This window comes from Haemophilus parainfluenzae (assembly GCF_014931395.1).
Taxonomy (GTDB): domain Bacteria; phylum Pseudomonadota; class Gammaproteobacteria; order Enterobacterales; family Pasteurellaceae; genus Haemophilus_D.
This window is the reverse complement of record NZ_CP063120.1, coordinates 133,819-159,148: the sequence shown is the minus strand read 5'-3', so window position 1 is coordinate 159,148 and position 25,330 is coordinate 133,819. Positions and strand designations below refer to the sequence as shown.

General features: G+C 40.5%; 24 protein-coding genes and 1 riboswitch. Of the genes, 9 read left to right on the top strand and 15 right to left on the bottom strand.

The genetic code is table 11. The annotated features are described in order from the left end of the window. Window positions 1-227 precede the first annotated feature (227 nt). A riboswitch (glycine riboswitch) is annotated at window positions 228-349 on the top strand. An 88-nt stretch (window positions 350-437) separates the two neighbouring features. Together INP94_RS00750 and hpf are read left to right on the top strand one after the other, a co-directional pair. Then, window positions 438-1,808 carry an alanine/glycine:cation symporter family protein gene (locus INP94_RS00750; protein ID WP_197543722.1) on the top strand — a complete coding sequence of 457 codons (1,371 nt, stop codon included), beginning with the start codon at window positions 438-440 and terminating at the stop codon, window positions 1,806-1,808. A 241-nt stretch (window positions 1,809-2,049) separates the two neighbouring features. Continuing rightward, entirely contained in the window at window positions 2,050-2,373 is a 324-nt protein-coding gene (gene hpf, locus INP94_RS00745) for a ribosome hibernation-promoting factor, HPF/YfiA family (RefSeq protein ID WP_197543721.1), read from the top strand. A 65-nt stretch (window positions 2,374-2,438) separates the two neighbouring features. Here the strand turns inward: hpf and INP94_RS00740 are convergent, their stop codons facing one another. Continuing rightward, window positions 2,439-4,733, bottom strand: a complete 2,295-nt coding sequence (locus INP94_RS00740; protein ID WP_197543720.1) for a TonB-dependent hemoglobin/transferrin/lactoferrin family receptor — start codon at window positions 4,731-4,733, stop codon at window positions 2,439-2,441. A gap of 150 nt (window positions 4,734-4,883) precedes the next feature. Between INP94_RS00740 and INP94_RS00735 the strand changes: the two genes are divergently transcribed. Then, window positions 4,884-5,882 (top strand): transferrin-binding protein-like solute binding protein, encoded by a 999-nt coding sequence (locus tag INP94_RS00735; RefSeq protein ID WP_178165597.1) that lies wholly within the window; start codon window positions 4,884-4,886, stop codon window positions 5,880-5,882. Window positions 5,883-5,934: 52 nt separating this feature from the next. Here INP94_RS00735 and INP94_RS00730 read toward each other — a convergent pair whose 3' ends face one another. The 5 genes from INP94_RS00730 to pnp form a co-directional block, all read right to left on the bottom strand. Continuing rightward, on the bottom strand, window positions 5,935-6,078 hold the full coding sequence (locus INP94_RS00730) for a hypothetical protein (protein WP_005697833.1): 144 nt from the start codon (window positions 6,076-6,078) through the stop codon (window positions 5,935-5,937). A 56-nt stretch (window positions 6,079-6,134) separates the two neighbouring features. Next, window positions 6,135-7,529 carry a membrane-bound lytic murein transglycosylase MltF gene (gene mltF, locus INP94_RS00725; RefSeq protein WP_049372788.1) on the bottom strand — a complete coding sequence of 465 codons (1,395 nt, stop codon included), beginning with the start codon at window positions 7,527-7,529 and terminating at the stop codon, window positions 6,135-6,137. Between the two features lie 95 nt (window positions 7,530-7,624). Then, on the bottom strand, window positions 7,625-9,475 hold the full coding sequence (locus INP94_RS00720) for a DEAD/DEAH box helicase (protein ID WP_197543719.1): 1,851 nt from the start codon (window positions 9,473-9,475) through the stop codon (window positions 7,625-7,627). A gap of 75 nt (window positions 9,476-9,550) precedes the next feature. Beyond that, window positions 9,551-10,492: a lipoprotein NlpI gene (nlpI, locus tag INP94_RS00715; RefSeq protein ID WP_178164772.1), complete on the bottom strand. Its 942-nt coding sequence runs from the start codon at window positions 10,490-10,492 to the stop codon at window positions 9,551-9,553. 64 nt (window positions 10,493-10,556) lie between these two features. Continuing rightward, on the bottom strand, window positions 10,557-12,695 hold the full coding sequence (gene pnp / locus INP94_RS00710; RefSeq protein ID WP_049367217.1) for a polyribonucleotide nucleotidyltransferase: 2,139 nt from the start codon (window positions 12,693-12,695) through the stop codon (window positions 10,557-10,559). 242 nt (window positions 12,696-12,937) lie between these two features. Here pnp and nanQ point away from each other — a divergent pair, with 242 nt between their 5' ends. Then, on the top strand, window positions 12,938-13,405 hold the full coding sequence (gene nanQ, locus INP94_RS00705) for an N-acetylneuraminate anomerase (protein ID WP_197543718.1): 468 nt from the start codon (window positions 12,938-12,940) through the stop codon (window positions 13,403-13,405). 67 nt (window positions 13,406-13,472) lie between these two features. On the opposite strand, the gene INP94_RS00700 is transcribed toward nanQ, so the two are convergent. From INP94_RS00700 to polA, 5 genes are all read right to left on the bottom strand, one after another. After that, entirely contained in the window at window positions 13,473-13,694 is a 222-nt protein-coding gene (locus INP94_RS00700; protein ID WP_005631077.1) for a sulfurtransferase TusA family protein, read from the bottom strand. A 9-nt stretch (window positions 13,695-13,703) separates the two neighbouring features. Beyond that, window positions 13,704-14,747: a YeeE/YedE family protein gene (locus INP94_RS00695; RefSeq protein ID WP_269475103.1), complete on the bottom strand. Its 1,044-nt coding sequence runs from the start codon at window positions 14,745-14,747 to the stop codon at window positions 13,704-13,706. A gap of 166 nt (window positions 14,748-14,913) precedes the next feature. Next, window positions 14,914-16,218, bottom strand: a complete 1,305-nt coding sequence (locus INP94_RS00690; RefSeq protein ID WP_197543717.1) for an L-cysteine desulfidase family protein — start codon at window positions 16,216-16,218, stop codon at window positions 14,914-14,916. Between the two features lie 18 nt (window positions 16,219-16,236). Beyond that, window positions 16,237-16,551, bottom strand: a complete 315-nt coding sequence (locus tag INP94_RS00685) for a cupin domain-containing protein (protein ID WP_197543716.1) — start codon at window positions 16,549-16,551, stop codon at window positions 16,237-16,239. Between the two features lie 11 nt (window positions 16,552-16,562). Beyond that, window positions 16,563-19,361 (bottom strand): DNA polymerase I, encoded by a 2,799-nt coding sequence (gene polA / locus INP94_RS00680; protein ID WP_197543715.1) that lies wholly within the window; start codon window positions 19,359-19,361, stop codon window positions 16,563-16,565. A gap of 160 nt (window positions 19,362-19,521) precedes the next feature. Here polA and INP94_RS00675 point away from each other — a divergent pair, with 160 nt between their 5' ends. Further along, window positions 19,522-19,827, top strand: coding sequence for a cell division protein ZapA (locus tag INP94_RS00675; RefSeq protein ID WP_005695425.1), 306 nt, complete (start codon window positions 19,522-19,524; stop codon window positions 19,825-19,827). A gap of 48 nt (window positions 19,828-19,875) precedes the next feature. On the opposite strand, the gene INP94_RS00670 is transcribed toward INP94_RS00675, so the two are convergent. Both INP94_RS00670 and ispB read right to left on the bottom strand, forming a co-directional pair. Beyond that, entirely contained in the window at window positions 19,876-20,616 is a 741-nt protein-coding gene (locus INP94_RS00670; RefSeq protein WP_197543714.1) for an epoxyqueuosine reductase QueH, read from the bottom strand. A gap of 1 nt (window position 20,617) precedes the next feature. Further along, the gene (ispB, locus tag INP94_RS00665) at window positions 20,618-21,607 is read right to left on the bottom strand and encodes an octaprenyl diphosphate synthase (RefSeq protein WP_197544247.1); all 990 of its coding nucleotides are present in this window, start codon (window positions 21,605-21,607) and stop codon (window positions 20,618-20,620) included. Window positions 21,608-21,836: 229 nt separating this feature from the next. Here ispB and rplU point away from each other — a divergent pair, with 229 nt between their 5' ends. From rplU to cgtA, 4 genes are all read left to right on the top strand, one after another. Next, window positions 21,837-22,148: a 50S ribosomal protein L21 gene (gene rplU / locus INP94_RS00660; protein ID WP_005695431.1), complete on the top strand. Its 312-nt coding sequence runs from the start codon at window positions 21,837-21,839 to the stop codon at window positions 22,146-22,148. Window positions 22,149-22,168: 20 nt separating this feature from the next. Continuing rightward, window positions 22,169-22,426: a 50S ribosomal protein L27 gene (rpmA, locus tag INP94_RS00655; RefSeq protein ID WP_005539872.1), complete on the top strand. Its 258-nt coding sequence runs from the start codon at window positions 22,169-22,171 to the stop codon at window positions 22,424-22,426. 186 nt (window positions 22,427-22,612) lie between these two features. Further along, window positions 22,613-23,530 carry a DMT family transporter gene (locus INP94_RS00650; RefSeq protein WP_197543713.1) on the top strand — a complete coding sequence of 306 codons (918 nt, stop codon included), beginning with the start codon at window positions 22,613-22,615 and terminating at the stop codon, window positions 23,528-23,530. Window positions 23,531-23,557: 27 nt separating this feature from the next. Continuing rightward, complete coding sequence (cgtA, locus tag INP94_RS00645) at window positions 23,558-24,730, top strand: Obg family GTPase CgtA (RefSeq protein WP_197543712.1); 1,173 nt, start codon at window positions 23,558-23,560, stop codon at window positions 24,728-24,730. Between the two features lie 50 nt (window positions 24,731-24,780). Here cgtA and ykgO read toward each other — a convergent pair whose 3' ends face one another. After that, window positions 24,781-24,918, bottom strand: a complete 138-nt coding sequence (gene ykgO, locus INP94_RS00640; protein ID WP_005695435.1) for a type B 50S ribosomal protein L36 — start codon at window positions 24,916-24,918, stop codon at window positions 24,781-24,783. Between the two features lie 9 nt (window positions 24,919-24,927). Then, window positions 24,928-25,194 (bottom strand): type B 50S ribosomal protein L31, encoded by a 267-nt coding sequence (locus INP94_RS00635; protein WP_014064115.1) that lies wholly within the window; start codon window positions 25,192-25,194, stop codon window positions 24,928-24,930. Window positions 25,195-25,330: the final 136 nt, after the last annotated feature.

Here is a 25,330-nt window from a genome sequence, read left to right as displayed (position 1 = left end):
TGACTGCACTTTGTTTTTATCTGCTTTCACCTTGTTATCTAAGCCTTTTTTCGTCAATCCATTGAGTTAGCCTTTCAAGTTTGCTAAAATTCGCGACACTTTTTGCGATAAAAAATAAAACGTAAAAAGTGAGTTCGGAAGAAGGTAGCTGGAGAGTAGGGAATTGCCCCTACGCCGACGAGGTAAAATCTTTCAGGCGCAATCGCAAGATTGCAGGGACTGTTACTGGACGAACCCTTGGAGAGATCTATTGCATTTTATTGATGTAAATGGACGCCGAAGGCGCAAAAGAGCGGTCGAATTTTCGATTGTTTTCCAAACGCTCAGGCAAAAGGACAGGGGCAAAAGACAATCCGTATTATCAATATAATTTCTATCGGGATTCTTCTTGTCTCCTTGTCGAGTTTATTTGTATTTTAAACGACGAGGAATCATCAATGTCATTACAGACAATCTTATCGGCTATTAGTAGCTTTATATGGGGACCGCCTCTACTTATTCTTTTGTCCGGAACCGGACTTTATCTCACCCTTCGTTTAGGCTTTTTGCAAATTCGTTATTTGCCTCGTGCCTTGGGCTATTTATTTGCTCGTGGCGCAAATAAAGGCAAAGGGGACGTGTCTTCTTTTGCCGCACTTTGTACCGCATTAGCGGCAACCATTGGTACAGGGAATATCGTGGGTGTAGCGACCGCCGTGCAAGCGGGTGGACCTGGCTCGATTTTTTGGATGTGGCTAGTTGCATTATTAGGCATGGCAACTAAATATGCAGAATGTTTGCTTGCGGTGAAATATCGTGTACGTGATAAATACGGTTTTATGGCAGGTGGGCCAATGTACTACATCGAACGCGGTCTTGGTATCAAATGGTTAGCAAAATTATTTGCACTATTTGGGGTGTTGGTAGCTTTTTTCGGTATCGGTACTTTCCCTCAAGTGAATGCGATTACGCATGCAATGCAAGACACCTTTAACGTGCCTGTTGTGATTACTGCAACAGTGGTGACGGTATTGGTCGCTATGATTATTCTTGGTGGAGTAAGACGTATTGCGAGAGCATCTGCAGTCATTGTGCCTTTTATGGCGCTGGGTTATGTAACGACTTCAATTATCATCTTAATCGTTAATTACGACAAATTGCCAGCAGCAATTGCATTAATTATTCAGAGTGCGTTTAATCCTCAGGCAGCTTTAGGTGGTGCAGTTGGCTTTACCGTGATGAAAGCCATTCAATCGGGTGTTGCGCGTGGTATTTTCTCAAATGAATCAGGTTTAGGGAGTGCGCCAATCGCAGCCGCAGCAGCGCAAACGAAAGAGCCCGTTCGCCAAGGTTTAATTTCGATGACAGGGACATTTTTAGATACTATCATCGTATGTACGATGACAGGCTTAGTGCTTGTTATTACGGGAGCATGGAGTAATCCTGAGCTTTCAGGCGCAAGTGTGACTAACTATGCTTTTGCTCAGGGATTAGGTACATCATTTGGTGCAACGATTGTAACAGTTGGCCTATTATTTTTTGCTTTCACCACAATTTTAGGTTGGTGCTACTACGGTGAACGTTGTTTCCTTTATCTAGTTGGTATCCGTGGTATTAAAGTGTATCGCTTCGTGTTTATTGTTCTGGTTGGGGCAGGCTCATTCCTGACTTTAGATTTAATTTGGATCTTAGCGGATATCGTGAATGGTTTAATGGCTTTCCCGAACTTGGTAGCATTAATTGGTTTGCGTAAAGAGATTATTTCAGAAACCAAAGATTACTTTGAACGTTTAAAAGCGACGCAACATGATCAAGATGAATTAGCCTAATTTATCTCATAAAAAGAAAAGGGAAGCCGAGTGCTTCCCTTTGTTGTTTACAGCTTTACATCATAACAAGTTTACACGGAAATGAAATCACATTTTTTCAGAAATTAGATCCCGATCATATTTTTGAACATTTGTTTTTTTATTTCCCTAAAAGCACTTGAAAAAGTGGTTCAAGGTCGATATGTTGTTATTAAAGATGAACGGAACCGAAGGGTTCATTTAAGCAAAAGAGGTAAATGCTATGACACTCAATATCACAAGTAAACAAATGGAAATCACCCCTGCAATTCGTGAACATGTGGAGGGAAGACTTGCAAAATTAGAGAAATGGCACACTCAACTGATTAGCCCGCACTTTGTTTTAAGTAAAGTACCAAACGGCTTTTCAGTAGAGGCTTCAATTGGAACTCCATTAGGTAATCTGTTAGCCACTGCAACGGCTGATGATATGTATAAAGCGATCAATGAAGTCGAAGAAAAATTAGAACGTCAATTAAATAAACTTCAACATAAAGGCGAATCCCGCCGATCAGATGAGCGTTTGAAAGATTCTTTTGAAAAATAAAGGATAATGAATAAATAAAAAGGGCGAACATGATGTTCGCCCTTTTTTACTAAGGATGTAATCAATTAAAAACGAATCTCAATAGATGCTGCAAAATTACGTCCTGGCGCATAAAAACGCTCTAAACCTTTTCCTTCTTTATCAACTGAATCAGTCGTACTTATTTTGTTAATACCACGTAGGGTATCCCAAGTGTGATATTTGCGATTAAATAAGTTATAAAGCCCTGCTCGTAGTGTGATATTTTTATTCACTTTATAGAAACCATATAGATCAAATAAGACCGCTGAATTATTGAGATAAGGGTAGCTTTTGACTTCTCTCTCAAAATTTGGCGTGTACTGTACTATTTGCGCATCTTTAGCTTTCTTCGCTCCAAGGTAACTAGCTTTCGCATTAATTCCCCAAAGATCATTTGGGTCTTCATACCCAATTCCTAGAATCACTTTAATAGGTTGAATGGAAAGCAAGCTTGCTTCAGTGCCGCTAAGTTTCCCCTTAGCATAACCAAGATTTGCTGTAAATTTCCAACCTTGTGGAATAGCTGAAATAATCTGATCTAAATTAACTTTACTCGTAAACTCCACACCTGAAATTTTAGCACGATCAATATTTACTGCTTGTTGTGCGATAGTTGTGTAATAAGGTAACTGTCCATAGCCTGCACTATATGAGTCGTAGAATCTATTCCATTTCTTATAGGTTGACTCCTGTTCATAGAGGAAATTTTTATAACGCGTATGATACAGATTTAGACCGAATGAACCTAATTTATGTTCAGCTTGAACATAAATAGATTGATTGAGCGCCTGTTCGGCTTCTAGATCTGGATTCGCTATCCAGTTACCTGCTGGATGCTCATAAGTGAAATACATCTCTGATGCAGTTGGGATACGAAAACCAGTAGAAATGTTATAACCGATTTTCCAAATATCATTAAGTTGAGCATCTAATCCTAATGAGCCACTGATACTTTGGAAGGTATTTGATGCAGGCGTACTGCTACAAGCACGACAGGTTGCATTTAAATCTTGTGGTACTAATTCATCCCAGTCATAACGAATACCAAGCTGGCTAGAAAATATGTCATTCCAAGTCACATTATCTTGTAACTGAGCAAAAAATGAACGAGTTCTTACAGGATGTTGAATGGATTCACTATCTTTCGCGCTAGAACCATCAGCATTTATATTTAAATATTCATGGTTATTACGGTTATCAAAATCTTTTTGTGAGATACCGGTTTTTATAGTGAATTGATGGCTACCAAAACGGCTTTCCCACGGCTGAAAATCAACTCGTAATGATCCGCGTATAAAGCGGGTGTTCATATGTGTATCTTGGATTTCATATAAACGTTTTTCTAACGCCTTATTTAAATCGGCATCATAACGGTGGCCGCCTTTATAGTTATTTGAACCAACACTTGTTTTTTGCCAATCTAGGTCAGTTTTCACATAACTTAACCAACGATTATTTTCTGGAAAATATTCGTAGGCAAGGTTAGCATTATAACGTTTACCAATATCTTCAGATTCACGCCAAATACCAGAAAGTTGATAAGACTTTTCATCAACAAAATTATTGGCTTTTTGTCCATTAAATGATGCGCTTATACGATGTAAAGGAGTAATAAAGTAGCCAATTTTCGCTAAATAACTGTGATTCTTATGGTGGGATGGATCTGGAATACCGCGAGCATTACCAAAAATATCTTCACCATTACCACGACTTTTCATTTCATGCCCATTGCGGTGAGAATAGAGTAAAGTCGCATCAAATTTATCATCTCTATAAGCCGTACCTATCGTGTTTGTCCATTCACGGTTTTTACTCGCGTAACCGTTTTTAAGTAAAACACCCCATTTTTTACCTGGTAGAATAATGTCTTCTGGGCCAAGAGTGCGATAGTTTACGGAACCACCGAGTGAACCACTTCCCGTATTGAATGAGTCTGAACCGCGAATAATGTCAATACCTTGTACTAATTCAGGATCAATGCTTAGTCGTGAGCTATTAAAGTTACCATAACGTGCATAAAGTGAATTTTCTTCTGATTCAGGTAAATTAACACCATCAACACTAATACCCACGCGGTTACCTTCTACGCCTCGCATTGCAAAACCTTTGTTACGACGACCATTATCGCTGATGCCAACATCAGTTGCATAACGCACTAAGTCATAATTATCAGCCACTAACTCTTCTTGAATGACTTTACGAGTTTTTTTAATTTGACTTGCTTTGATTTCAGTATCGGTTACCGTGATGGTATCTAGTGTTGTTTGTTCTTCTGCGTAAGCTTGTAAAGCTACTGCTACACAAATTGCACCTAAAGAAAGAGGAAATTTAAGAGCCATAATTTCACCTAAAATTCGATTGATATATAAACTTTGGAGTAAAGTTTACAAAAGTTAAAGAAATTTGACAATGATATTGCAAATTATTTTCATTTTATGTAAATTGTGTGCATCTATTAATTTAAAGTATAAACATATAAGGATTCTTCTATGAGTAAAATTAAACTTTCAATCATTGCTCTTTCTTGTGTTATGGCATTAAGTGCTTGTTCTTCTAGCTCGAAAGGTGGTACAGATAATTCAGAGCAAATTCGCCAACTCGAAAACGATTTGAATCAAAAAATAGCTGAGTTATCTAAGAAGACAGAAAGTAAAAATTCAAAATCAAGTAATGAAGGCAGTCAAAACCAATCTAACAAAAGCCAAGTTAGTCAAACTGGAACAAAAGGGTCGTATACATATACGTCATCTTCAGATACTGAGACAAAGTTAAAAGAACTTGAAAAATTGCTTGCAGATGAAAAATCTAAAGTATCATTAGGTGATAAAATTTTCGGTGGCACTAGCGGTGAGATGACAGATTATATTTCTGGAGGTATTTTAGTTGGAGAGAAAAATGAGGCCTCTCGTCCACAAGCGCGTGATATCCGTGACCTAACTATTACGGATGAAAATGGTCGATTAGTGGATATCAATATTTTAAGAAGAGCGGGAGAGATGGATCCAGAGAGTTTTGAGCCATACGACGATCAATATAATCTCCGTAAAGAACGACAAACGATTTTAAGTAATAGTAATTTTAAATCTAGTGCATTTGGTGCCTATTATGACACATTAACGGGAAATCGATATTTCTTTGCACAAGGTTTGCCGACAGCTGTAGCTCAAATTCCAACTTCAGGTCAAGTGGAGTATAAAGGTGGTGCTGTTTATAAGAAAGATGGTGAGCAAAATTATAGTGAACTGAGCGAGATGACAGCAACAGCAGATTTTGCTACAAAAGTGATTGATATCAATATTGCAGGAAAAACAAATGCTCTACCAGGAATGAACTTTGGCGGTAAGATCTCAGGTAACAGCTTTGCCGGAAATGCGAATGGTATAAAAACCCAAGGTGGTTTCTTTGGTGAAAATGCACAAGAAATGACAGGCCTATTCATTAATGAAGCCGACCAAGCGCGTGGTGCATTCGGTGGTATTAAGCAATAATATTTAATAATAAACAATAAAATAAAAGGGCGAACATGATGTTCGCCCTTTTTTAGATATCTTGAATCACTAATTGTAATGCATGGCGTTGAAATTGTTTTGCTTTACGGTGTTTTAAGCGTCTTAAACGCAAGTTACGTGAGGCTGAAATATCTCTTGATGCTTTTTTCTTTAAGAAGGTTTTTCTTTTTAACATCTTTTTCTCCTTGTTTTCTTTCCATTCAATAAAAACGCTATTTTTTCTGACCGCACTTATTCTGTTGCTGTCGCTTGGTTTTCTTGAACACGATGATAATTCACAATACTGTTCATGTAACGTCGAATATTTTCGACATATTGGTAGGCTTCATAGCCGCGAGCGTAGCCATATTTTAAGTTTGAATAATGACGCTTTTCCGATAATAGCTGAAGATTATTTTTTACATCTAACCAGTTATCAGGATTGCCGCCTAATTTTTTAGTTAGGCGACGAGCATCTAAAATATGCCCTAACCCCATATTATATGCCGCTAAAGAATACCAAATTCGATCTTCTTCTGGAATACTGTCAGGCATTTGGTCGAGTAGCCAATGCAAATACTCCGATCCCGCTTTTATACTTTGTTCGGCATCCGTGCGATTATTAATATTCATCCGCACAGCCGTATCTTTGGTAAGCATCATCATCCCGCGCACACCTGTTGGAGAGGTGGCATAAGGGTCCCAATGCGATTCTTGATAGGCTACAGCGGCTAATAATCGCCAGTCTAAATTCCCTTTGTATTTTTCAAAGAGCGGTTGATATTGAGGTAGAATTTTTTCAACCGCCTCTAAATAAGCCTGAGTATCCACATAATCAAAGGCAGTAATATGGCGGAAATATTTCTCCTCAATGCGATCAATTAATCCTGTTTCAATGGCATTATTCATAAAATCCAACAAGCCTGCTTGCAACTCATTATAGGATTGATTGGAGAGATACCAATGCACAGTCATTTCATCCGTTAAGTCAAATGCAATCGCTAAGTTAGGACGAATTTGTTGTGCCGCAGCCACATCAATACTATTTGCAATGGTGTAAGGAATTTTCCCTTCAGCTACTTGAATCAATAATTCTTCTTGGGTTAATTGCTTGTTATTCTGCCATTTAAGTGCAGGAAGTTTTTTCTGTGCAAGGGATAATAATTTTTCTAAGTCTTCCCCCGCAGAAATGATAATTTCTTGCTGGACTTGCGCTAAATCTTTCGGGCGATTTTCACCTTTTTTATATACAAGCTGCCAAGAGGCGGAAGTATAAGATGGCCCTAACTGAAATTTTTCTGCCCGTTGAGGCTGGAACAAAAGATTCGCAGCGGCGATATCAATATTATTGTTCTCTAATTCATTAAAAAGTTGATCGTTATTTTCTAAGGTTTTAATTTGTAAGCGAACCCCTAAATAATCAGCAAAGTTTTTTGCTAATTCGTATTCCAAGCCTGATTCGCCTTCATTCCCAATAAAATAGTAAATAGGATTATTAATGGTGCCGACAATCAGGCTGCCACGATTTTTGATCGTGGTGTAAGGGTTTTGCTCCGATTGCATAATTTTTTGCCAAGGGAAGACCATATCAATTGCCCAAAGTAATAATGCAAAAGCAGCAATGATACGTAAAAATAGACCTTTCAATAGATAAACCTTATAAATTGAGATAAGAGACGATTGTAACGAGAATTAAGACAATAAAAAAGCCCCTTTTACTTCAAGGGGCTGTTAAATAAGGATTAACGTTGGCGATCTCGGCGACCACATTCATTAAAAGTGCGGTTGTTTTTATCGTTAAATTTACGCTGACGACGTTCGCCATTTCGTTCACCACGGAAGCGATCTTGGCCACGGTCTCCACGGTCATTACGACGACCATCGCGACGGCCTTTTCCACCAAAATCGTTACCACTACGTCCGCTGTCTGATTGTACCGCACCCATAAAGCTCATTTGCATTTGTTTATTTAAAACGCGAGTTTTACCGAATTGTTGAAGCAATTCTTTTGGCATGCCTTGTGGTAATTCAACGGTAGAGTAGTCATCATAAAGTTTGATATGGCCAATATAACGACTGTTAATATCGCCTTCATTTGCGATAGCGCCTACAATATGACGCACTTCTACACCATCCGCACGACCTACTTCGATACGATATAAATCCATTGGTTGTGGGGTGCCATAGCCTTTACGCTCACCACGACGTTCAGCTGAACGTGGATTTTCACGGCGATCACCGCGATCATTACGGTCACGACGACGCTTATCCATTGGTGGATCAGGTGGAAGAATGAGTTTTTGTTTTCCTTGAAGCAACATCAACATCGCCGCAGCAATATCTTCTTGATCCTGATCTGCCGTGAATAAATCTTCCAATAAGCTACGATACATTTCCAGATCGTGATGTTCCAATTGTTTGGTAATCTTGTCTTGGAATTTTTTACGACGACAGGCTTGTAACACTTCATGATTTGGCAATTCAACTTCATTGATTGGTTTTTTCATCAAGTGCTCGATATTGCGAAGTAAACGGCGTTCACGTGGTTCAACGAATAATAATGCACGACCAGAACGACCAGCACGACCAGTACGGCCGATACGGTGAACGTAAGACTCTGCATCAAGCGGGATGTCATAGTTCACTACAAGGCTGATTCGTTCAATATCAATACCGCGCGCAGCCACATCGGTTGCAACGACGATATCAAGGCTACCATTACGTAAGCGATCTAAGGTTTGCTCACGTAATTGTTGAGTCATATCACCGTTTAATGCCGCAGCACGGAAACCGTGTTTTTCTAATAATTCAGTCACATCAAGTGTGCCCGTTTTAGTGCGGGTAAAAATGATTGCCGCATCAAACTCTTCCACTTCTAAGAAGCGTAATAACGCATCATTTTTGCGGAAACCTTGAACATACCAACAATTTTGCTCAATATCCGGCGCATTATCGTTATTTACTTTGATTTTCACTTCTTGTGGATTGTTCATGAAGCGTTTTGTGATACGACGAATTGGCTCAGGCATGGTTGCTGAGAAAAGGGCCGTTTGGTGCTCTTCCGGTAATTCAGCCATAACGGTTTCTACATCATCAATAAAGCCCATGCGAAGCATCTCATCGGCTTCATCAAGTACGATCGCTTTTAATTCAGAAAGATTTAATGTGTTACGACGGATGTGATCCAAAATACGACCTGGTGTACCTACAACAACTTGTGCACCTTGTTTTAATGCACGTAATTGAATGTCATAGCGTTGGCCACCATAAAGGGTCACGATGTTGACGCCTTTTGCATATTTCATGAAATGTTCACAAGCATCCGCAACTTGAATGGCAAGTTCACGCGTTGGTGCCATCACCAATAATTGTGGATGTTTTGCGGCAGGATCAATTTTTGCCAAAATAGGTAAAGAGAATGCGGCAGTTTTACCACTACCGGTTTGTGCCATACCAAGTACATCTCTGCCTTCTAGAAGAGCAGGAATACAAGCTTGTTGGATTGGCGAAGGTGTTTCAAAACCAAGGTCAGAAACGGCTTTTAGAATGAATTCTGGCAAGCCTAAATCATTAAAAGTGATTTTGTCTGTCATTAAAATGCTCGAATATAAGTAAGGAAAGCTCAATTTCGCTTTCAGGTTTATTTGTTACAAAAGAAAGAGGGAAGTCTAAAAAACAGCAGTTTTTGTGACCGCACTTTTTTCTTCTTTTTCGTCGTCAGTTTGAGCTGGCTTCAATTTCATCAGCTCTAACACGGCAAAACGATACTCAACAAAGTTATACACCTGATTCGCAATAGCAAGTTTGAATAAAGCCGCAGCTTCATCAATTTGCCCCAAATTGAGTTTTTGTTTTGCTAGATAAAAGTAGGTTTCGGTTAATATTTCTGCATATTGTTGTGAATTTTCTGCAAATTTAGTTGCCCGTTCTTGCAAGTCACTCACAGAAATATTACCTAAATAGTATTGAACGATATTGGTTCCCCAGAAGTCCTTAGATAGCCCTTTAGCTCGTTCAACAAGGTTGGCATGGGCTTCTTGTGGTTTTAATTTTTGTTCGTTCAAATAGAGCCAGAGTACGCGATAGGGATCTTTGGTATCGGCTTCGTAAAACTTCATCAAATCGTCTTCAGCAAGATTATAGCGTTCGACGTAATAAAAATTTAAACCACGATTAAGGTGGGTATAGTCATAACTTGGATCCAACTCAAACACCGCATTAAAGGTTTCTAATGCACTGTCGTAATCTTCTTCAAGCAGTAAGTAAAGCCCTAAATAATTGTAAACAGAAGCCATCTTTGGCTGTAATGCAAGGGCTTGTGTAAAGTCATAACGTGCGAGGCCCCATAAACCGAGGGAATCGTATAATACGCCACGTTCAAAGTGAAGTGTCGCCCGTTCTTCATTACTCATTTTTCCAACTAATAAAACTTGCCCGATTCGGGTAATCATCACTTCTTGTTCGAAGTGCGTATTCGGCGTTTGATCCGCTAGCACGACTTTATTTGGTGCGACAAACACGTTTCCCGATTGTACACAACCGGAAATAAATAAAATCACACTTAGGCTAGACAACGAAACTAGAAAACGGAATAACCGAAAATACTGCATTGTTTTATAAGTTAGTTTGATAATCAAAACGGGTGTGTAAACTAAATTCACACACCCTGTGAGATTATTCTTGTTCTTCTGAAATGTCTTCTGCTGGTGCAGATTCTGCTTCAGTTTCTTGTTTTGGTGCAAGATCTTTCATGGTTAAGCGGATACGACCTTGGCGATCGATTTCAACCACTTTAACAGTCACTTCTTGACCCACTTGAAGATAATCACTCACTTTTTCTACACGCTCTTCAGCGATTTGAGAAATATGAACTAAACCTTCTTTATTTCCTACGATAGCCACGAATGCACCGAAGTCAGCAAGACGAGTCACTTTACCTTTGTAAATTGCGCCCGCTTCAACTTCAGCAACAATTTCTTCAATACGTGCCATCACATTTTTCGCTGCACTGCTATCTACTGCGGCGATTTTCACTGTGCCATCATCATCGATATCGATAGAAGTACCCGTTTCTTCAGTTAATGCACGGATAGTTGCACCACCTTTACCGATAACATCTTTGATTTTCTTCGGATCAATTTTCATGGTGTGAATACGCGGCGCGTAGTCAGAAATATCTGCACGTGGTGCAGGGATTGCTTGTTCCATTACGCCAAGAATGTGCATACGTGCACCTTTCGCTTGGTTTAATGCAATTTGCATAATTTCAGGGGTGATACCCTCAATTTTGATGTCCATTTGAAGTGCAGTGACACCTTCACGTGTACCTGCTACTTTAAAGTCCATATCACCTAAGTGGTCTTCATCACCTAAGATATCTGAAAGAACCACAAATTTTTCTTCTTCTTTCACTAAGCCCATTGCGATACCTGCAACAGCTGCTTTGATTGGTACACCCGCATCCATTAATGCTAAAGACGCACCACATACAGATGCCATAGAAGAAGAACCGTTAGATTCAGTGATTTCAGATACAACACGCACGACATACGGGAATTCTGCAAGGCTTGGCATAACCGCAGCGACACCGCGTTTTGCTAAACGACCGTGACCGATTTCACGACGTTTTGGTGAGCCGATCATACCGGTTTCACCTACAGAGTATGGAGGGAAGTTGTAGTGGAATAAGAAGTGATCTTGACGTTCACCTGTTAATTCATCAATGATTTGTGCATCACGTTCAGTACCTAAAGTCGCTACGGCTAATGCTTGCGTTTCACCACGGGTGAAAATTGCAGAACCGTGAGTACGTGGTAATACACCAGTACAAATATCTAATGCACGAACGGTATCAACGGTACGACCATCAATACGTGGTTCACCTGCAATGATACGGCCACGAACGATTTGGCTTTCAAGTGCGGTGAAAATATCCACGATTTTACCTTCGCTGATTTCTTCATCTTCAGCTGTGATTTGTGCAATCACATCCGCTTTAATCGCATCGATCTGTTCGTAACGTGCTTGTTTTTCAGTAATGCGGTATGCATCGCCTAAACGTGCTTCAGCAATCGCTTTTACTTTGTTGATTAAATCTGTGTTTGGTTGTGGCGCAACCCAATCCCAACGTGGTTTGCCCGCTTCTTTTGCAAATTCTTTGATTGCTTCAATCACAACTTGTTGTTGTTGATGACCGAATACTACCGCCGCTAACATTTGTTCTTCAGTTAAAATGTCAGCTTCAGATTCAACCATTAATACGGCTTTGTCAGTACCCGCAACCACTAAGTCCAAACGGCTTTGTTTTTGTTCGGCCATAGTTGGGTTTAATACGAATTGGTTGTCGATAAAACCAACGCGCGCTGCACCGATAGGACCATTGAAAGGTACACCAGATAAGGTTAATGCTGCAGAAGCACCGATCATTGCCACTAAGTCTGGGCTGATTTGTGGGTTGACAGAAACCACAGTTGCCACAACTTGGATTTCGTTGAAGAAACCTTCTGGGAACAATGGACGAATTGGACGGTCGATTAAACGTGCAATTAATGTTTCACCTTCAGATGGACGACCTTCACGTTTAAAGAAACCACCCGGGATTTTACCTGCCGCATAAGTACGCTCTTGGTAGTTTACGGTTAATGGGAAGAAGTCTTGACCTTCTTTCACATCTTTTTTAGCAACAACAGTCACGAATACCGTGGTATCGTCCATGCTTGCCATAACCGCAGCAGTTGCTTGACGTGCAATTGCGCCGGTTTCTAGAGTAACGGTATGTTGACCGTATTTAAATTGTTTAACAATTGGATTCACAATGTTTTCCTTCAAAATAATATTTAAAACAAAGCTTTATTTTCCAGATTGCGACTAGCAAAAGAAATCTTTCGAAAAAATGACCGCACTTTGGGCGTTTAAAAATCTCTTTTGATAGCCGCACGCTAATGCAGAAAATAAAGCTCGCTTATTATACAGAGTTTTAAATTTATTGGTAACTTTATTTAATATAAGCAACTTGTTATCATATTCTCATACAAATACATACGTAAGGAGACACTATGATTATCAGTGCATTAAATAACCCAAATTTCAAAGTGGGTTTACCAAAAGTTATCGCGGACATTTGCGATCATCTCAATACTTTAGATCTTGAAGCATTAGAAAATGGTCGTCATGATTTAAATGAGCAAGTCTATATGAATGTCATGGAATTTGATACGGTTGAAGCGGATAGCAAACAAGCTGAACTTCACCACAAATATCTAGATATTCAATTACTTATTCGTGGGGAAGAAAATGTTGAAGTAAGCGCGACTTATCCAAATCTCAGCTTATACGATGAATATCGTGACGCTGATGACTACCAACTTACCCCACAAATTGAAAATAAAAGCACGGTGACACTTTTACCAAAAATGTTCGCTGTCTTTTTCCCTTATGAGCCCCATAAGCCGGGTTGCACTGTAAACGGTAAATCAAGTTTTGTGAAAAAACTGGTAGTGAAAGTACCAGTAGAATTGATTTAATTATTTCGATTCATTAAAGCAAAAGTGCGGTCAGAAATTTATATATTTTTCTGACCGCACTTTTTTATTATTTAATCACCGTAATTGACCATTTCGCATCATCAATTTGTTCGAAGTTTGTCACTTCATAACCTTCTTCAGCCGCCCAAGCGGGAATGGCTTCAGTGGCTTGTGTGCAGTCGAATTCAATTTCTAGGCCATCGCCTTTATTTAACTTAGCCATAGCTTCCTTGGCTTCAACGAGAGGAAAGGGGCAAACAAGGCCGAGTGTTGGTAATTTAACGATCATATAAACTCCTTATGATGCTTTTGCTAATTTTAAACGTTGTGGACGGATAATGGTGAAGTAGGCGGCCACCCAGGTGCCGAAAATCATCAATGGCAATGATACCCAACCTTGCCAAGAGAAAAAGGCGGTTTCGACTAAGCCATTACCGATAGAGCAGCCACCCGCAAGGGTTGCACCGATGCCCATGAGAATACCGCCGAGTCCGCTGCGTAGAATCGTAGTGGCATCCGGTACACGGACACGGAATTCATTGCTCGCTTTCGCACCGATGAATGATCCAATAAAAATCCCTAAGACTAAGAATACGCCCCAGTTAATAAATTTACCGTCGCCAGTAACGAGGAATTGCATGATATTGGCTGAGGGACCAGTGATCCCAAGTCCAAACTCACGACCTGTAGCGACACTGAGTGGCCAAGCCGCAAGCGCGATTAATCCGATTAACACAGCAGAGAAAAATGGGTGCCAGCGTTTTTCAAATAATAAATGAGCAAGCCCCGTTTTCTTTGGTTTTAATGCTGCGACTTTTACGCTTGGTTTGCTGAGGTGTTTGTACACATAGAAAGCCGTCACTAAAGTTAATAATGCGACTAACCACCAAGGTGAGATACCGAATGTATCGTAAATGTTGCGTTGTTCAATATTGATACTGCGTAAAGTTTTATTGAATTCGCCTAATGGGCCAGTACGCATGATGGCACTTAACAACATATAAGTGAATAACGCAACCCAGCTGCCGACTAAGCCTTCCGCAGCACGGTACCACGTACCTGTCGCACAACCTCCAGCAAGAATAATACCGATGCCAAACACAAAGGCACCGATAATCACCGCTAAAAAGGCAAAGTTTTCAGCCGGATCAACATTTAAAACACCGATTTCTTTTAAGAGAAAGAAACCGATGGATTGCACGGTAATCGCCAATAGAAGGGCTACAAACATTTTGTTATTTTTGGTGACATACATATCGCGAAATGCGCCAGTAATACAAAAGCGCCCTCGCTGCATCACAAATCCGAGTAAAATTCCGCAAAGTAATCCGGTTAAAAGCATAAATATTCCTTCTCTTTTAAAACTAAGTAGGTCGGTATTTTCTAAAAAAATAAGAAGGTGACGCCAATAACTTTTGGCTAGAAAATATGTTTTTTTGATATAAAAAAAGTGCGGTCAGAAATTTGTGTGTTTTTCTGACCGCACTTTATCGTAAGTGATCACGACATTAAGGACAGGGTTTACTCACCATAATTTCAATTACTTGGCGATCGATATGATGCATACTCTTAGAGGCAATTGAGCATAGATTGTCGATAGTGCGATCGAGATCGTGTTCAACGATACCTTCATTACCCGTAACATGGGTTTCATCCATTGCCATGAGAACTGATTTATAGCCAGAAGCCACGCTAGTGGAAACTTTCATTGCACAGCTATTAGATGCACCATCACAGATAATGCCACTGATATCGCCGATCATACTGCAAATCCCCATGCTCACGGTTTCAAATTTCCCCGTAAGTAAATAGGCAATACCCGCACAGCTTCCCATTGATGCGGTTGTTACTGCGCAAAGGGCAGACAGTTTGGGTAATTTACTGTGGATATAAATGGCCATTAAGTGTGATAAGAAGAGGGCACGGAGGCGTTTTTCTTCACTCACGTTTAAATAATCGGCGACCACAACCACGGGCATAGTCGCGGCAATACCTTGGTTACCTGAACCTGAATTACTCATTGCTGGCAATGTAGCCCCGCCCATACGCGCATCGGAGGCTGCAGTGGTTTCGATCATAATTTTGCTGAGTAAATCGTCTGACATTAAGCCACTACCAACTTGTTTGCGTAACGTTCTGCCAATGTGTAAACCGTAATTTTCGCGTAATCCTTCGTTAGACAGCGCTCGGTTAAGGGCGGCAGCCTGTCCGATAAAGTGGATTTTATTGAGCTCAACTTCACAAGAAAATCCAAAGATTTCACGTGCGCTCACCTGCTTGAAAATATCATAAGGGTCGCAATCCGCACATTCATCCTGTTCTTTCTCAAAAATGACCTCGCCATTTTTTTCAATCAAAATGATGTTGGTGTGTTGATCTTGAATGGCTACTTTCACTCGGTCATTATCTGAAAACAACACAGCTTCAGAATATAAAATATGCTCGGTTTGATGAATATCGACATTGACGAGCTTGTTATCAAGCATCGCCTTGGCTTGGGATACTTGTTCTGGTGTGATGTGTTTTAACACTTCCAACTCACCCTCAGGATCTCCGCCTAAAGCACCAATCGCCGCGGCAATAGGCAAGCCCACCATGCCGGTTCCAGGTACCGCAACGCCTAATCCATTTTTCATTAAGTTTGGTGACACCTTAGCTTCAATACGCTCCGGTGTTTTGCCTAAATATTTAGCCGCTGTTGCTGCTGCAAGCGCCAAAGAGATAGGTTCAGTACAGCCAAGTGCCGGAACCACATCGCGTTCCACAAGGTGAAGTAATGGTTTTTCGATTTCGTTGAGTCTTTCTTGATTCATAAAATTCTTTTTTATCTGCTAAATGCTGTCTTCTTTCTCTATGACTAATATGCGCGCTTCACCTTGTGGATGAGCAACATGTTCGGTACCGATACCCGCATAAAAAATATCACCCGTATGGAGCAATACGGCTTTCTCTTGACCCTCTTCTTTGTAGTGCATTTCCACCGTCCCATCCATGACCGCAAAGACCTCTTCACCGTCATTGATATGCCATTTGTAAGGTTTGTCTGTCCAGTGAAGACGAACGGAAATGCCATTAATATTGGTAATATCAAGGGAGCCCCAAGCGCGTTCAGCCGTAAAGAGGTGACTTCTAATAACTTTATTCATGACTAAATTTGTTAGTGAGCCTCATCCCAGTTCGTACCTTGACCCACTTCTACAATCAGTGGCACGACTAAATCGGCTGCACTTTCCATTTGTGTTTTGATGAGCTCGCTATAAAACGCAACTTTTTCTGACCGCACTTCAAACACCAATTCATCATGTACCTGCATAATCATCGCAATATCGGGATCGTTTTGTAGTGTTTGATCCAATTGAATCATGGCACGTTTGATAATGTCTGCGGCGGTGCCTTGCATCGGTGCATTGATTGCGACACGTTCGGCAGCTTTACGGCGCATACCATTAGAGGAGTTAATATCCGGCAGATATAAACGACGGCCGAATAGGGTTTCCACATAGCCTTGGGCTTTAGCTTTTTCACGAATATCATGCATAAAAGTTTGTACGCCTGGATAGCGTTTGAAATACAAATCCATATAGCTCTGGGCATCCGCACGGCCAATACCGAGTTGGCGCGATAAGCCAAAGGCTGACATACCGTAAATTAAACCGAAGTTAATCGCCTTGGCATTGCGGCGTTGTTCGGACGTCACTTCATCTAGTGCGACACCAAAGATTTCTGCCGCAGTAGATCGGTGAATATCTTTGCCTTGGGTAAAGGCGTTAATTAAGCCCTGATCCTGAGATAGGTGCGCCATAATGCGTAGTTCGATTTGTGAATAGTCGGCCGCAACAACAGTAAATCCTTCGCGGGCGATAAAAGCTTGACGAATACGGCGACCTTCTTCATTACGAATCGGAATGTTTTGCAGATTTGGATCGCTTGATGAAAGACGACCTGTGGCTGTCACCGCTTGATGGTAGGAAGTATGCACTCGACCCGTTTGCGGATTCACCATTTGTGGCAATTTGTCAGTGTAGGTGGATTTTAGTTTGCTTAGCCCACGATGTTCTACTAACACTTTCGGTAATTCATGACTAAATGCGAGTTCCTCCAACACTTCCTCGTTGGTGGATGGCGCACCTTTTGGTGTTTTTTGAATGACTGGTAAACCTAATTTATCAAACAAAATTTCTTGCAATTGTTTGGTGGAAGCTAAATTAAATGGCTGACCCGCCAAGACATAGGCTTGTTCTTCTAATTCACTTAAACGGTTAGCGATTGCGTTAGATTGCAGGAATAGCGCATCGCTATCAATTAAGACACCGCGACGTTCCATACGGGAAAGTACGCCTAACAATGGCAATTCCATTTCTTTAAAGAGTTTTTCAAGAGTGGGTTCTTTAGAGAGTTTTTCCCATAGCACTTGTTGCAGTTTCATTGTTACATCAGCATCTTCCGCAGCGTACTCGGCGGCTTGTTCTAATGGAATTTGGTTAAAGGTCAGCTGATTTTTACCTTTGCCTGCAATTTCTTCAAAACTAATGGTTTGATGCCCTAAATAACGTTTCGCTAGATCATCCATATTATGACGACCAGTGCTATTGAGCACATAGGATTCGAGCATGGTATCGAAAGCCACACCTTGCACATCAATGCCATTACGGGCGAAAATAGTGAGATCGTACTTGAAGTTTTGCCCGACTTTTTGAATGGCTGGATTTTCTAAAACCGGTTTTAACAGCGAAAGTGCGGTTGTTTTTTCAAGGGTTTTTGGTGCACCTAAATAATCTAATTGCAGCGGTAAGTAAGCTGCTTCACCGTTTTCTAACGCAAAGGAAATCCCCACTAAGTTGGCAGCCATATAATCTAAATTATCGGTTTCTGTATCTAGGGCAAAAAGTTTGGCTTGCTTGAGTTTTTCCATCCAACGATTTAAATCCGCTTCAGTGAGTAAGGTTTCATAACGGCTACGATCAATTTGAATTGGTGGTAATGCTTCCTCGCTATTGTCTTGAGCGAGCGCTGGTGTAGCTTGATAGTGATTAATCTTGGTCGGTTGTTCGTTATTATTGGTGATGGAATCCGTACCATTCATCACTTCATTGAGCCAACGTTTAAACTCATAACGGCCGAAATATTCAGTGAGTTGATCATTATTGCTTGCGCCAAGAGTGAGTTGCTCTGGCGTAATATCGAGGGCAACATCGGTTTTGATCGTGGCAAGGCGATAGGATAAGTCGGCCATTTCTTTTTCAGACAATAATTTATCACCTAATTTTTTTGCCCCACGAATTGGCAATTCAGCCACTTTGTCTAAGTTGGCATAAATTTCTGCCATGCTGCCGATACCTTGCAAGAGACCAAGTGCGGTTTTTTCACCGACACCCGATACGCCTGGAATATTATCGGCGCTATCGCCCATTAGCGCTAAGTAATCGATGATGAGTTCTGGTGGAATACCGTATTTTTCAATCACGGCCTCGCGATCTAATAAGGTGTTATTCATGGTGTTAATCAACATAATGTTGTCATCCACTAGCTGCGCCATGTCTTTATCGCCGGTGCTGATTAAGACTTTTTGATTAGCTTTGGAAGCCGCTACCGCTAAGGTACCGATGACATCATCAGCTTCAACACCTTCAATGACTAAAAGAGGAATGCCAAGGGCACGGATAATATCGTGTAACGGTTGAATTTGTTTGCGTAGGTCGTCGGGCATCGGTGGACGATGGGATTTATATTGTTCAAACATTTCATCACGGAAAGTTTTGCCCTTTGCATCAAAGACAACCGCAATATGGCTCGGTTGCACTTGCGAAATCAGACTTTTAAGCATATTTAATACACCGTACATGGCACCGGTTGGTTCGCCGGCTGAATTGGTGAGTGGCGGAAATGCATGAAAAGCACGATATAAATAAGATGAACCGTCCACTAGGACTAATGGATTAGGAGCGATAGTTGGCATAAATATTCCGTTCAAAAATAATGAAAAGTGTCGCATTATAGCGTAAATTGCGAAATGGGGCGAACGGATAAAGTGCGGTCAATTAAACGTAAAAATTATGACGAAGGCGTTTGGCTGTGGCATAATAGGCTCACTTGAGCATTCAACATAAGGGAATAACATGTCATTAAAACTGGTTGAAGTTGTTGTATTAGGGCAAGTGCTGCGCTTGAATGTCCCTGCAGAACAAGAAGAGATTTTGCGTCAAGCGGCGCGTAATTTAGATCTTCAAGTGTCTGAAATGAAAGAGCGTACAGGTTTATTACAATTAGACCGTGTGCTTTCTATTGTTGCCTTGAATTTAAGTTTTGAATTAACCCAAGAAAAAAATAAAAATGCCCAGATTGAAAACGTGTTATGTACGCGAATTCAGCAGTTAGATCATTCTTTAGAGAATGCATTAGGTGGGCGTACCATCGTAGATTAAATAAAAAAGAACCGCATGTTGAAAGTGCGGTTCTTTTTTATGTGTTTTTTAGTCTGGCGTGTAATAGAGTTTACCAATTTCAATTTTTTGTCGCCCTGTTTCTTCACGCCATTTATTGCTGTCTCGTAAAGAATAAACACAGCCACAATATTCCTGTTGATAAAAACGTTCACGCTTACTGATTTCGATCATGCGTTGCGATCCTCCAGCTTTACGCCAGTTGTAATCCCAATAAATCACATCATCATATTTTTCAGCCGCACGGTGACCACAACCATTAATTTGATCCATATCTTTCCAACGGGAAATACCAAGACAGCTAGTAAATACAGGGAAACCATGTTCATGAGCATATTCAGCGGCTTTTTCAAAACGCATATCAAAACACATGGTGCAACGAATACCACGTTCAGGCTCCCATTCCATACCTTTTGCGCGATCAAACCATTGCTGGCGATCGTAGTCTGCATCGATAAATGGAATCCCAAATTTTTGGGCGAAACGGATGTTTTCTTCTTTGCGAATTAAATATTCTTTTAATGGATGAATATTCGGGTTGTAAAAATAAATCGTAAACTCAATACCTGAGGCCAAAATGGCTTCCATCACTTCACCTGAGCAAGGCGCACAGCAAGAGTGGAGAAGTAGCTTATTATGCCCTTCAGGTAATTCGAGTTTTTCACGAATAAAAGGCGCATTGGGATCCTTGCACACTTTTTGTTTACGTGGTTTTTGAAATTTAGGTTGAGAATCGACCGCACTTTGCGGTTGAATTTGTTCTTCAGTCATATTAATAAGTTCGGTCTACCGATAAATAAGCCAGTGAAATTAAGGCTTTTTTGTATTCGCTTTTAGGTAATAAGGCAATGGCATCAACCGCTTTTTGAGCTTCTTGTTTTGCACGATCCATTGCGTAGTCGAGAGATTTATGTTCTGCCATAATTGCAAGTACGTCATTGATCGCATCACGTTTTCCGCCTTGTTCAATAGCTTCACGAATAAGCGCGGCTTGTTGTGGATTGCCGTGACGCATTGCGTGTAATAAAGGAAGAGTCGGTTTACCTTCGGCGAGGTCGTCACCCACATTTTTACCTAATGCCGCAGCGTTAGCACTGTAATCTAGCACGTCATCCACTAATTGGAATGCGGTACCAAGATAGCGACCATATTCTTGAAATGCGGTTTCAATTGATTTTTCAGCACCAGCAACAATCGCCACAGATTGTGCTGCCACTTCAAATAAGCGTGCCGTTTTACTATAAATCACACGCATATAGCTTTCTTCCGTGGTATCCGGATCGTTCACGTTCATCAATTGTTGAACTTCACCTTCAGCCAACACGTTGGTGGCATCTGCCATAATGCGAAGAATATCTAGCGATTGTAATTGCGCCACTAATTGGAATGCACGAGTATAAATGAAGTCACCCACTAATACGCTAGCGGCATTACCAAAGGCAGAGTTTGCCGTTGCGCGACCACGACGCATATCCGATTCATCCACCACATCATCATGTAATAAAGATGCGGTGTGAATAAATTCCACAAAGGTAGCACAAGTCGCCACTTTGTCGCTTTCGTAACCTAATGCACGCGCCGCTAAAACCGCAATAAGTGGTCGAATACGTTTTCCGCCACCTTGCACAATATAAAAACCAAGCTGATTAACCATCGGCACATCGGAGTTAATTTGTGCTAAAATGGCTTGGTTGACTTTCTGCATATCCGCATCTGTTAATGCTTGGATGGCATGCATATCCATTAAATCTTGTTTGTTCATCTTCATTTGGTTCGATGGTTGTGTATATAAAAGAAAGTGCGGTGAATTTTACCCGATTTTTCAAGGTTTTTGAAATTAAGCTCGAGGAAAAGCGCTTTTTTTTATTTTATTGCAAATAAGTGCTTGCGATCGAGTTGTTTTTTCCGTAGAATTTGCGACCTATTTATATGAATTTTGAAGTGCGGACCGAAAATAGTAACGGAGAAGCACAATTTATAGCGGAGTATTTATGTACGCAGTTTTCCAAAGTGGCGGTAAACAACACCGTGTGAGCGAAGGTCAAGTCGTTCGTTTAGAAAAACTTGAACTTGCAACTGGCGCAACAGTTGAGTTCGACTCAGTGTTGATGGTCGTTAATGGTGAAGATGTTAAAATTGGTGCACCAGTAGTAGCTGGCGCGAAGGTAGTGGCTGAAGTTGTGGCACAAGGTCGTGGCGATAAAGTTAAAATCGTTAAGTTCCGTCGTCGTAAACACAGCCGTAAACAACAAGGTCATCGTCAGTGGTTCACAGAAGTGAAAATCACTGGGATTCAAGCATAATTTCAGAGGAGATCAAGTAGATGGCAACTAAAAAAGCTGGTGGTTCAACTCGTAACGGTCGTGATTCTGAAGCTAAACGCCTTGGTGTTAAACGTTTCGGTGGCGAATCTGTATTAGCAGGTAGCATCATTGTACGTCAACGTGGTACTAAATTCCACGCAGGTAACAACGTAGGTATGGGTCGTGACCACACCTTATTTGCTACCGCTGACGGTAAAGTAAAATTTGAAGTTAAAGGCGAGAAAAGCCGTAAATACGTAAGTATTGTAACTGAATAATTTTACATCTGATTTGATAAACGCCCCGCATTATCTGTGGGGCGTTTTCTTTGTTTTCTTACCTTTGATTTACAATCATTAATCAAATCTGTTATCTTGGCACTGTCATTCATTCTTTTCAATATTTCTTAGAATGAAATTTACCTGAATTCCTAACTGTGCTTTAGCCAAATAAAGGAAGACATCATGAAACAACAACCTCTTTTAGGATTTCTATTTGCTTTAATTACAGCGATGGCATGGGGATCTTTACCTATTGCGTTAAAACAGGTTTTATCCGTGATGACGCCACAAACGATCGTGTGGTATCGCTTTATTGTGGCATTTCTAGCACTCTTTATTTTGCTTGCCTATAAGAAAAAATTGCCACAATTTTTGAAAGGTGGTCAATTTATTTGGTTGGTAGTAATTGGTGTCATAGGATTGTCTGGCAACTTCTTCTTATTTAATAGCTCACTTAAGTTTATCGATCCTTCTTCGGCTCAAATTTTTATTCACTTTTCCTCTTTTGGCATGTTGATTTGCGGTCTTTTTGTCTTTAAAGAAAAGCTTGGATTACACCAAAAAATAGGTTTAGTCTTATTACTTGTAGGGTTAGTGCTTTTCTTCAATGATAGGCTAGATGGGTTTCAAGGGGAAAGTCGCTATTTAACGGGCGTATTATTAAGTCTGGCCGGCTCGTTAATTTGGGTTGCTTATGGTATGGCACAGAAATTAATGCTTCGCCGTTTTAGTTCACCACAAATTTTATTAATGATTTATTTCGGTTGTCTTTTGGTATTTACGCCTGTTGCTGAATTTTCCCAAGTGAGAGAACTCAGCCCGTTAGCGTTTGGTTGTTTGGTTTATTGTTGTTTAAATACCTTATTTGGTTATGGCGCTTATGCTGAAGCCCTTAATCGTTGGGAAGTTTCTAAAGTAAGCGTTGTGATTACCTTGGTACCGCTATTTACTATTTTCTTTGCTCATCTTGCGCATTATGCGAGCCCTGATAATTTTGCCGCGCCAGAATTAAATATGATTAGCTATATCGGGGCGTTTGTTGTAGTATGCGGAGCAATTTTGTCGGCAATCGGACATAAGTTATTACCGCAATCAAAGTAAAGTGCGGTTAAATATTGGAGAGTTTTTATGAAATTTATTGATGAAGCCCTGATTCGTGTGGAAGCAGGGGATGGTGGAAACGGTTGTGTAAGTTTCCGCCGTGAAAAATTTATCCCCAAAGGTGGCCCTGATGGCGGTGATGGCGGTGATGGCGGTGATGTTTATTTGGTTGCAGACGAAAACTTAAATACCTTGATCGATTATCGCTTTACGAAACGTTTTGCCGCAGAACGCGGTGAGAATGGTCACAGCTCCGATTGTACTGGTCGCCGCGGTAAAGATATTACGTTACGTGTGCCGGTGGGAACGCGTGCAATTGATAATGATACTAAAGAAGTGCTTGGAGATTTAACAAAGCATGGAGCGAAAATGTTAGTGGCGAAAGGTGGTTATCATGGTTTAGGTAATACACGTTTTAAATCTTCGGTGAACCGTGCACCTCGCCAAAAAACTATGGGGACACCAGGTGAAAAACGCGATTTATTATTAGAATTAATGCTTCTTGCGGATGTCGGGATGTTAGGCTTACCAAATGCAGGTAAATCCACTTTTATTCGTGCCGTTTCAGCTGCAAAACCAAAAGTCGCTGATTATCCATTTACCACTTTAGTGCCAAGTTTAGGCGTAGTGAAAGTGGATGAGAGCCATAGCTTTGTAGTGGCAGATATTCCTGGATTGATTGAAGGCGCATCAGATGGTGCAGGTTTAGGAATTCGTTTCTTAAAACACTTGGAACGTTGTCGTGTGTTAATTCATTTAGTGGATATTAACCCAATTGATGAATCCGATCCTGCAGATAATATTGCGATCATCGAGTCAGAATTATTCCAATATAGCGAAAAATTGGCAGATAAACCGCGCTGGTTAGTCTTCAACAAAATTGATACGATGACAGAAGAAGAGGCGCATGAACGTGCTCAAGAGATTACCGAACGTCTTGGTTGGGAAGAAGGCTATCACCTTATTTCCGCCGCAACCGGTAAAAATGTGCCACCACTTTGTCGTGATATTATGGATTTCATTGAAGCGAATCCGCGTGACGTTGAAATAGAAGAAAATAAACCGGAAGAAGTGAAATTCAAATGGGAAGATTACCATCAAGAACAGCTCGCTGAACATCAATTTGATGATGAAGATGACGACTGGGATGATTGGGACGAAGAAGATGAAGAAGGCGTTGAGTTTATTTATAAACCTTAATGCCTAAATGAAAAAAAGAGCGGAAATTTGACCGCTCTTTTTTATTGGGGTTAACCTTTCTTTTTCCCACCTTGACGTGCTTTAAAGCGAGGGTTGGTTTTCGAAATGACATAAACGACACCGTGGCGACGAACAATTTTGCAGCCAGGACGGTTTTTTGCGCTTTTGAGTGAAGATAATACTTTCATTGAATATTCCTATTTTGATTTAAATGCGCCAAATTTACCGTAACGGCTTGCAAATTCACTTGCACGACCTTCATTACCAATTTGACGAGTTTTACCAGTATAAAATGGGTGAGAAGCAGATGAGGTATCGCACATAAATACAGGGTATTCATTACCATCTTCCCATTTCATGGTGTTGTTGGTTTTAGCACAAGAACGAATGAGAAAGCCTTGTTTTGCGTTGGAATCATAAAATAAAACAGTACGATAATTTTCAGGGTGAATGCCTTTTTTCATTAGAGCTCCTTATATAACGAAAAGAATTGGGCGAAGATACTAATTCAAAAGAGAATGATTATCAATATAATTTTATTCATGGCTATGAGAATTTTTTTCATATTGAGAAAAAGAAAAATGCCTTTCGATTGAAAGG

Coding starts and splice junctions, on each gene's coding strand:
- INP94_RS00670 (WP_197543714.1), bottom strand. CDS start 20,616: ATGACTGAAGAACAAATTCAACCGCAAAGTGCGGTCGATTCTCAACCT.
- nlpI (WP_178164772.1), bottom strand. CDS start 10,492: ATGCAGTATTTTCGGTTATTCCGTTTTCTAGTTTCGTTGTCTAGCCTA.
- polA (WP_197543715.1), bottom strand. CDS start 19,361: ATGCCAACTATCGCTCCTAATCCATTAGTCCTAGTGGACGGTTCATCT.
- nanQ (WP_197543718.1), top strand. CDS start 12,938: ATGATTATCAGTGCATTAAATAACCCAAATTTCAAAGTGGGTTTACCA.
- INP94_RS00635 (WP_014064115.1), bottom strand. CDS start 25,194: ATGAAAAAAGGCATTCACCCTGAAAATTATCGTACTGTTTTATTTTAT.
- INP94_RS00685 (WP_197543716.1), bottom strand. CDS start 16,551: ATGAATAAAGTTATTAGAAGTCACCTCTTTACGGCTGAACGCGCTTGG.
- INP94_RS00650 (WP_197543713.1), top strand. CDS start 22,613: ATGAAACAACAACCTCTTTTAGGATTTCTATTTGCTTTAATTACAGCG.
- INP94_RS00735 (WP_178165597.1), top strand. CDS start 4,884: ATGAGTAAAATTAAACTTTCAATCATTGCTCTTTCTTGTGTTATGGCA.
- cgtA (WP_197543712.1), top strand. CDS start 23,558: ATGAAATTTATTGATGAAGCCCTGATTCGTGTGGAAGCAGGGGATGGT.
- ykgO (WP_005695435.1), bottom strand. CDS start 24,918: ATGAAAGTATTATCTTCACTCAAAAGCGCAAAAAACCGTCCTGGCTGC.
- INP94_RS00690 (WP_197543717.1), bottom strand. CDS start 16,218: ATGAATCAAGAAAGACTCAACGAAATCGAAAAACCATTACTTCACCTT.
- rpmA (WP_005539872.1), top strand. CDS start 22,169: ATGGCAACTAAAAAAGCTGGTGGTTCAACTCGTAACGGTCGTGATTCT.
- INP94_RS00675 (WP_005695425.1), top strand. CDS start 19,522: ATGTCATTAAAACTGGTTGAAGTTGTTGTATTAGGGCAAGTGCTGCGC.
- hpf (WP_197543721.1), top strand. CDS start 2,050: ATGACACTCAATATCACAAGTAAACAAATGGAAATCACCCCTGCAATT.
- INP94_RS00730 (WP_005697833.1), bottom strand. CDS start 6,078: ATGTTAAAAAGAAAAACCTTCTTAAAGAAAAAAGCATCAAGAGATATT.
- rplU (WP_005695431.1), top strand. CDS start 21,837: ATGTACGCAGTTTTCCAAAGTGGCGGTAAACAACACCGTGTGAGCGAA.
- INP94_RS00700 (WP_005631077.1), bottom strand. CDS start 13,694: ATGATCGTTAAATTACCAACACTCGGCCTTGTTTGCCCCTTTCCTCTC.
- INP94_RS00750 (WP_197543722.1), top strand. CDS start 438: ATGTCATTACAGACAATCTTATCGGCTATTAGTAGCTTTATATGGGGA.
- INP94_RS00720 (WP_197543719.1), bottom strand. CDS start 9,475: ATGACAGACAAAATCACTTTTAATGATTTAGGCTTGCCAGAATTCATT.
- INP94_RS00740 (WP_197543720.1), bottom strand. CDS start 4,733: ATGGCTCTTAAATTTCCTCTTTCTTTAGGTGCAATTTGTGTAGCAGTA.
- ispB (WP_197544247.1), bottom strand. CDS start 21,607: ATGAACAAACAAGATTTAATGGATATGCATGCCATCCAAGCATTAACA.
- INP94_RS00695 (WP_269475103.1), bottom strand. CDS start 14,747: ATGCTTTTAACCGGATTACTTTGCGGAATTTTACTCGGATTTGTGATG.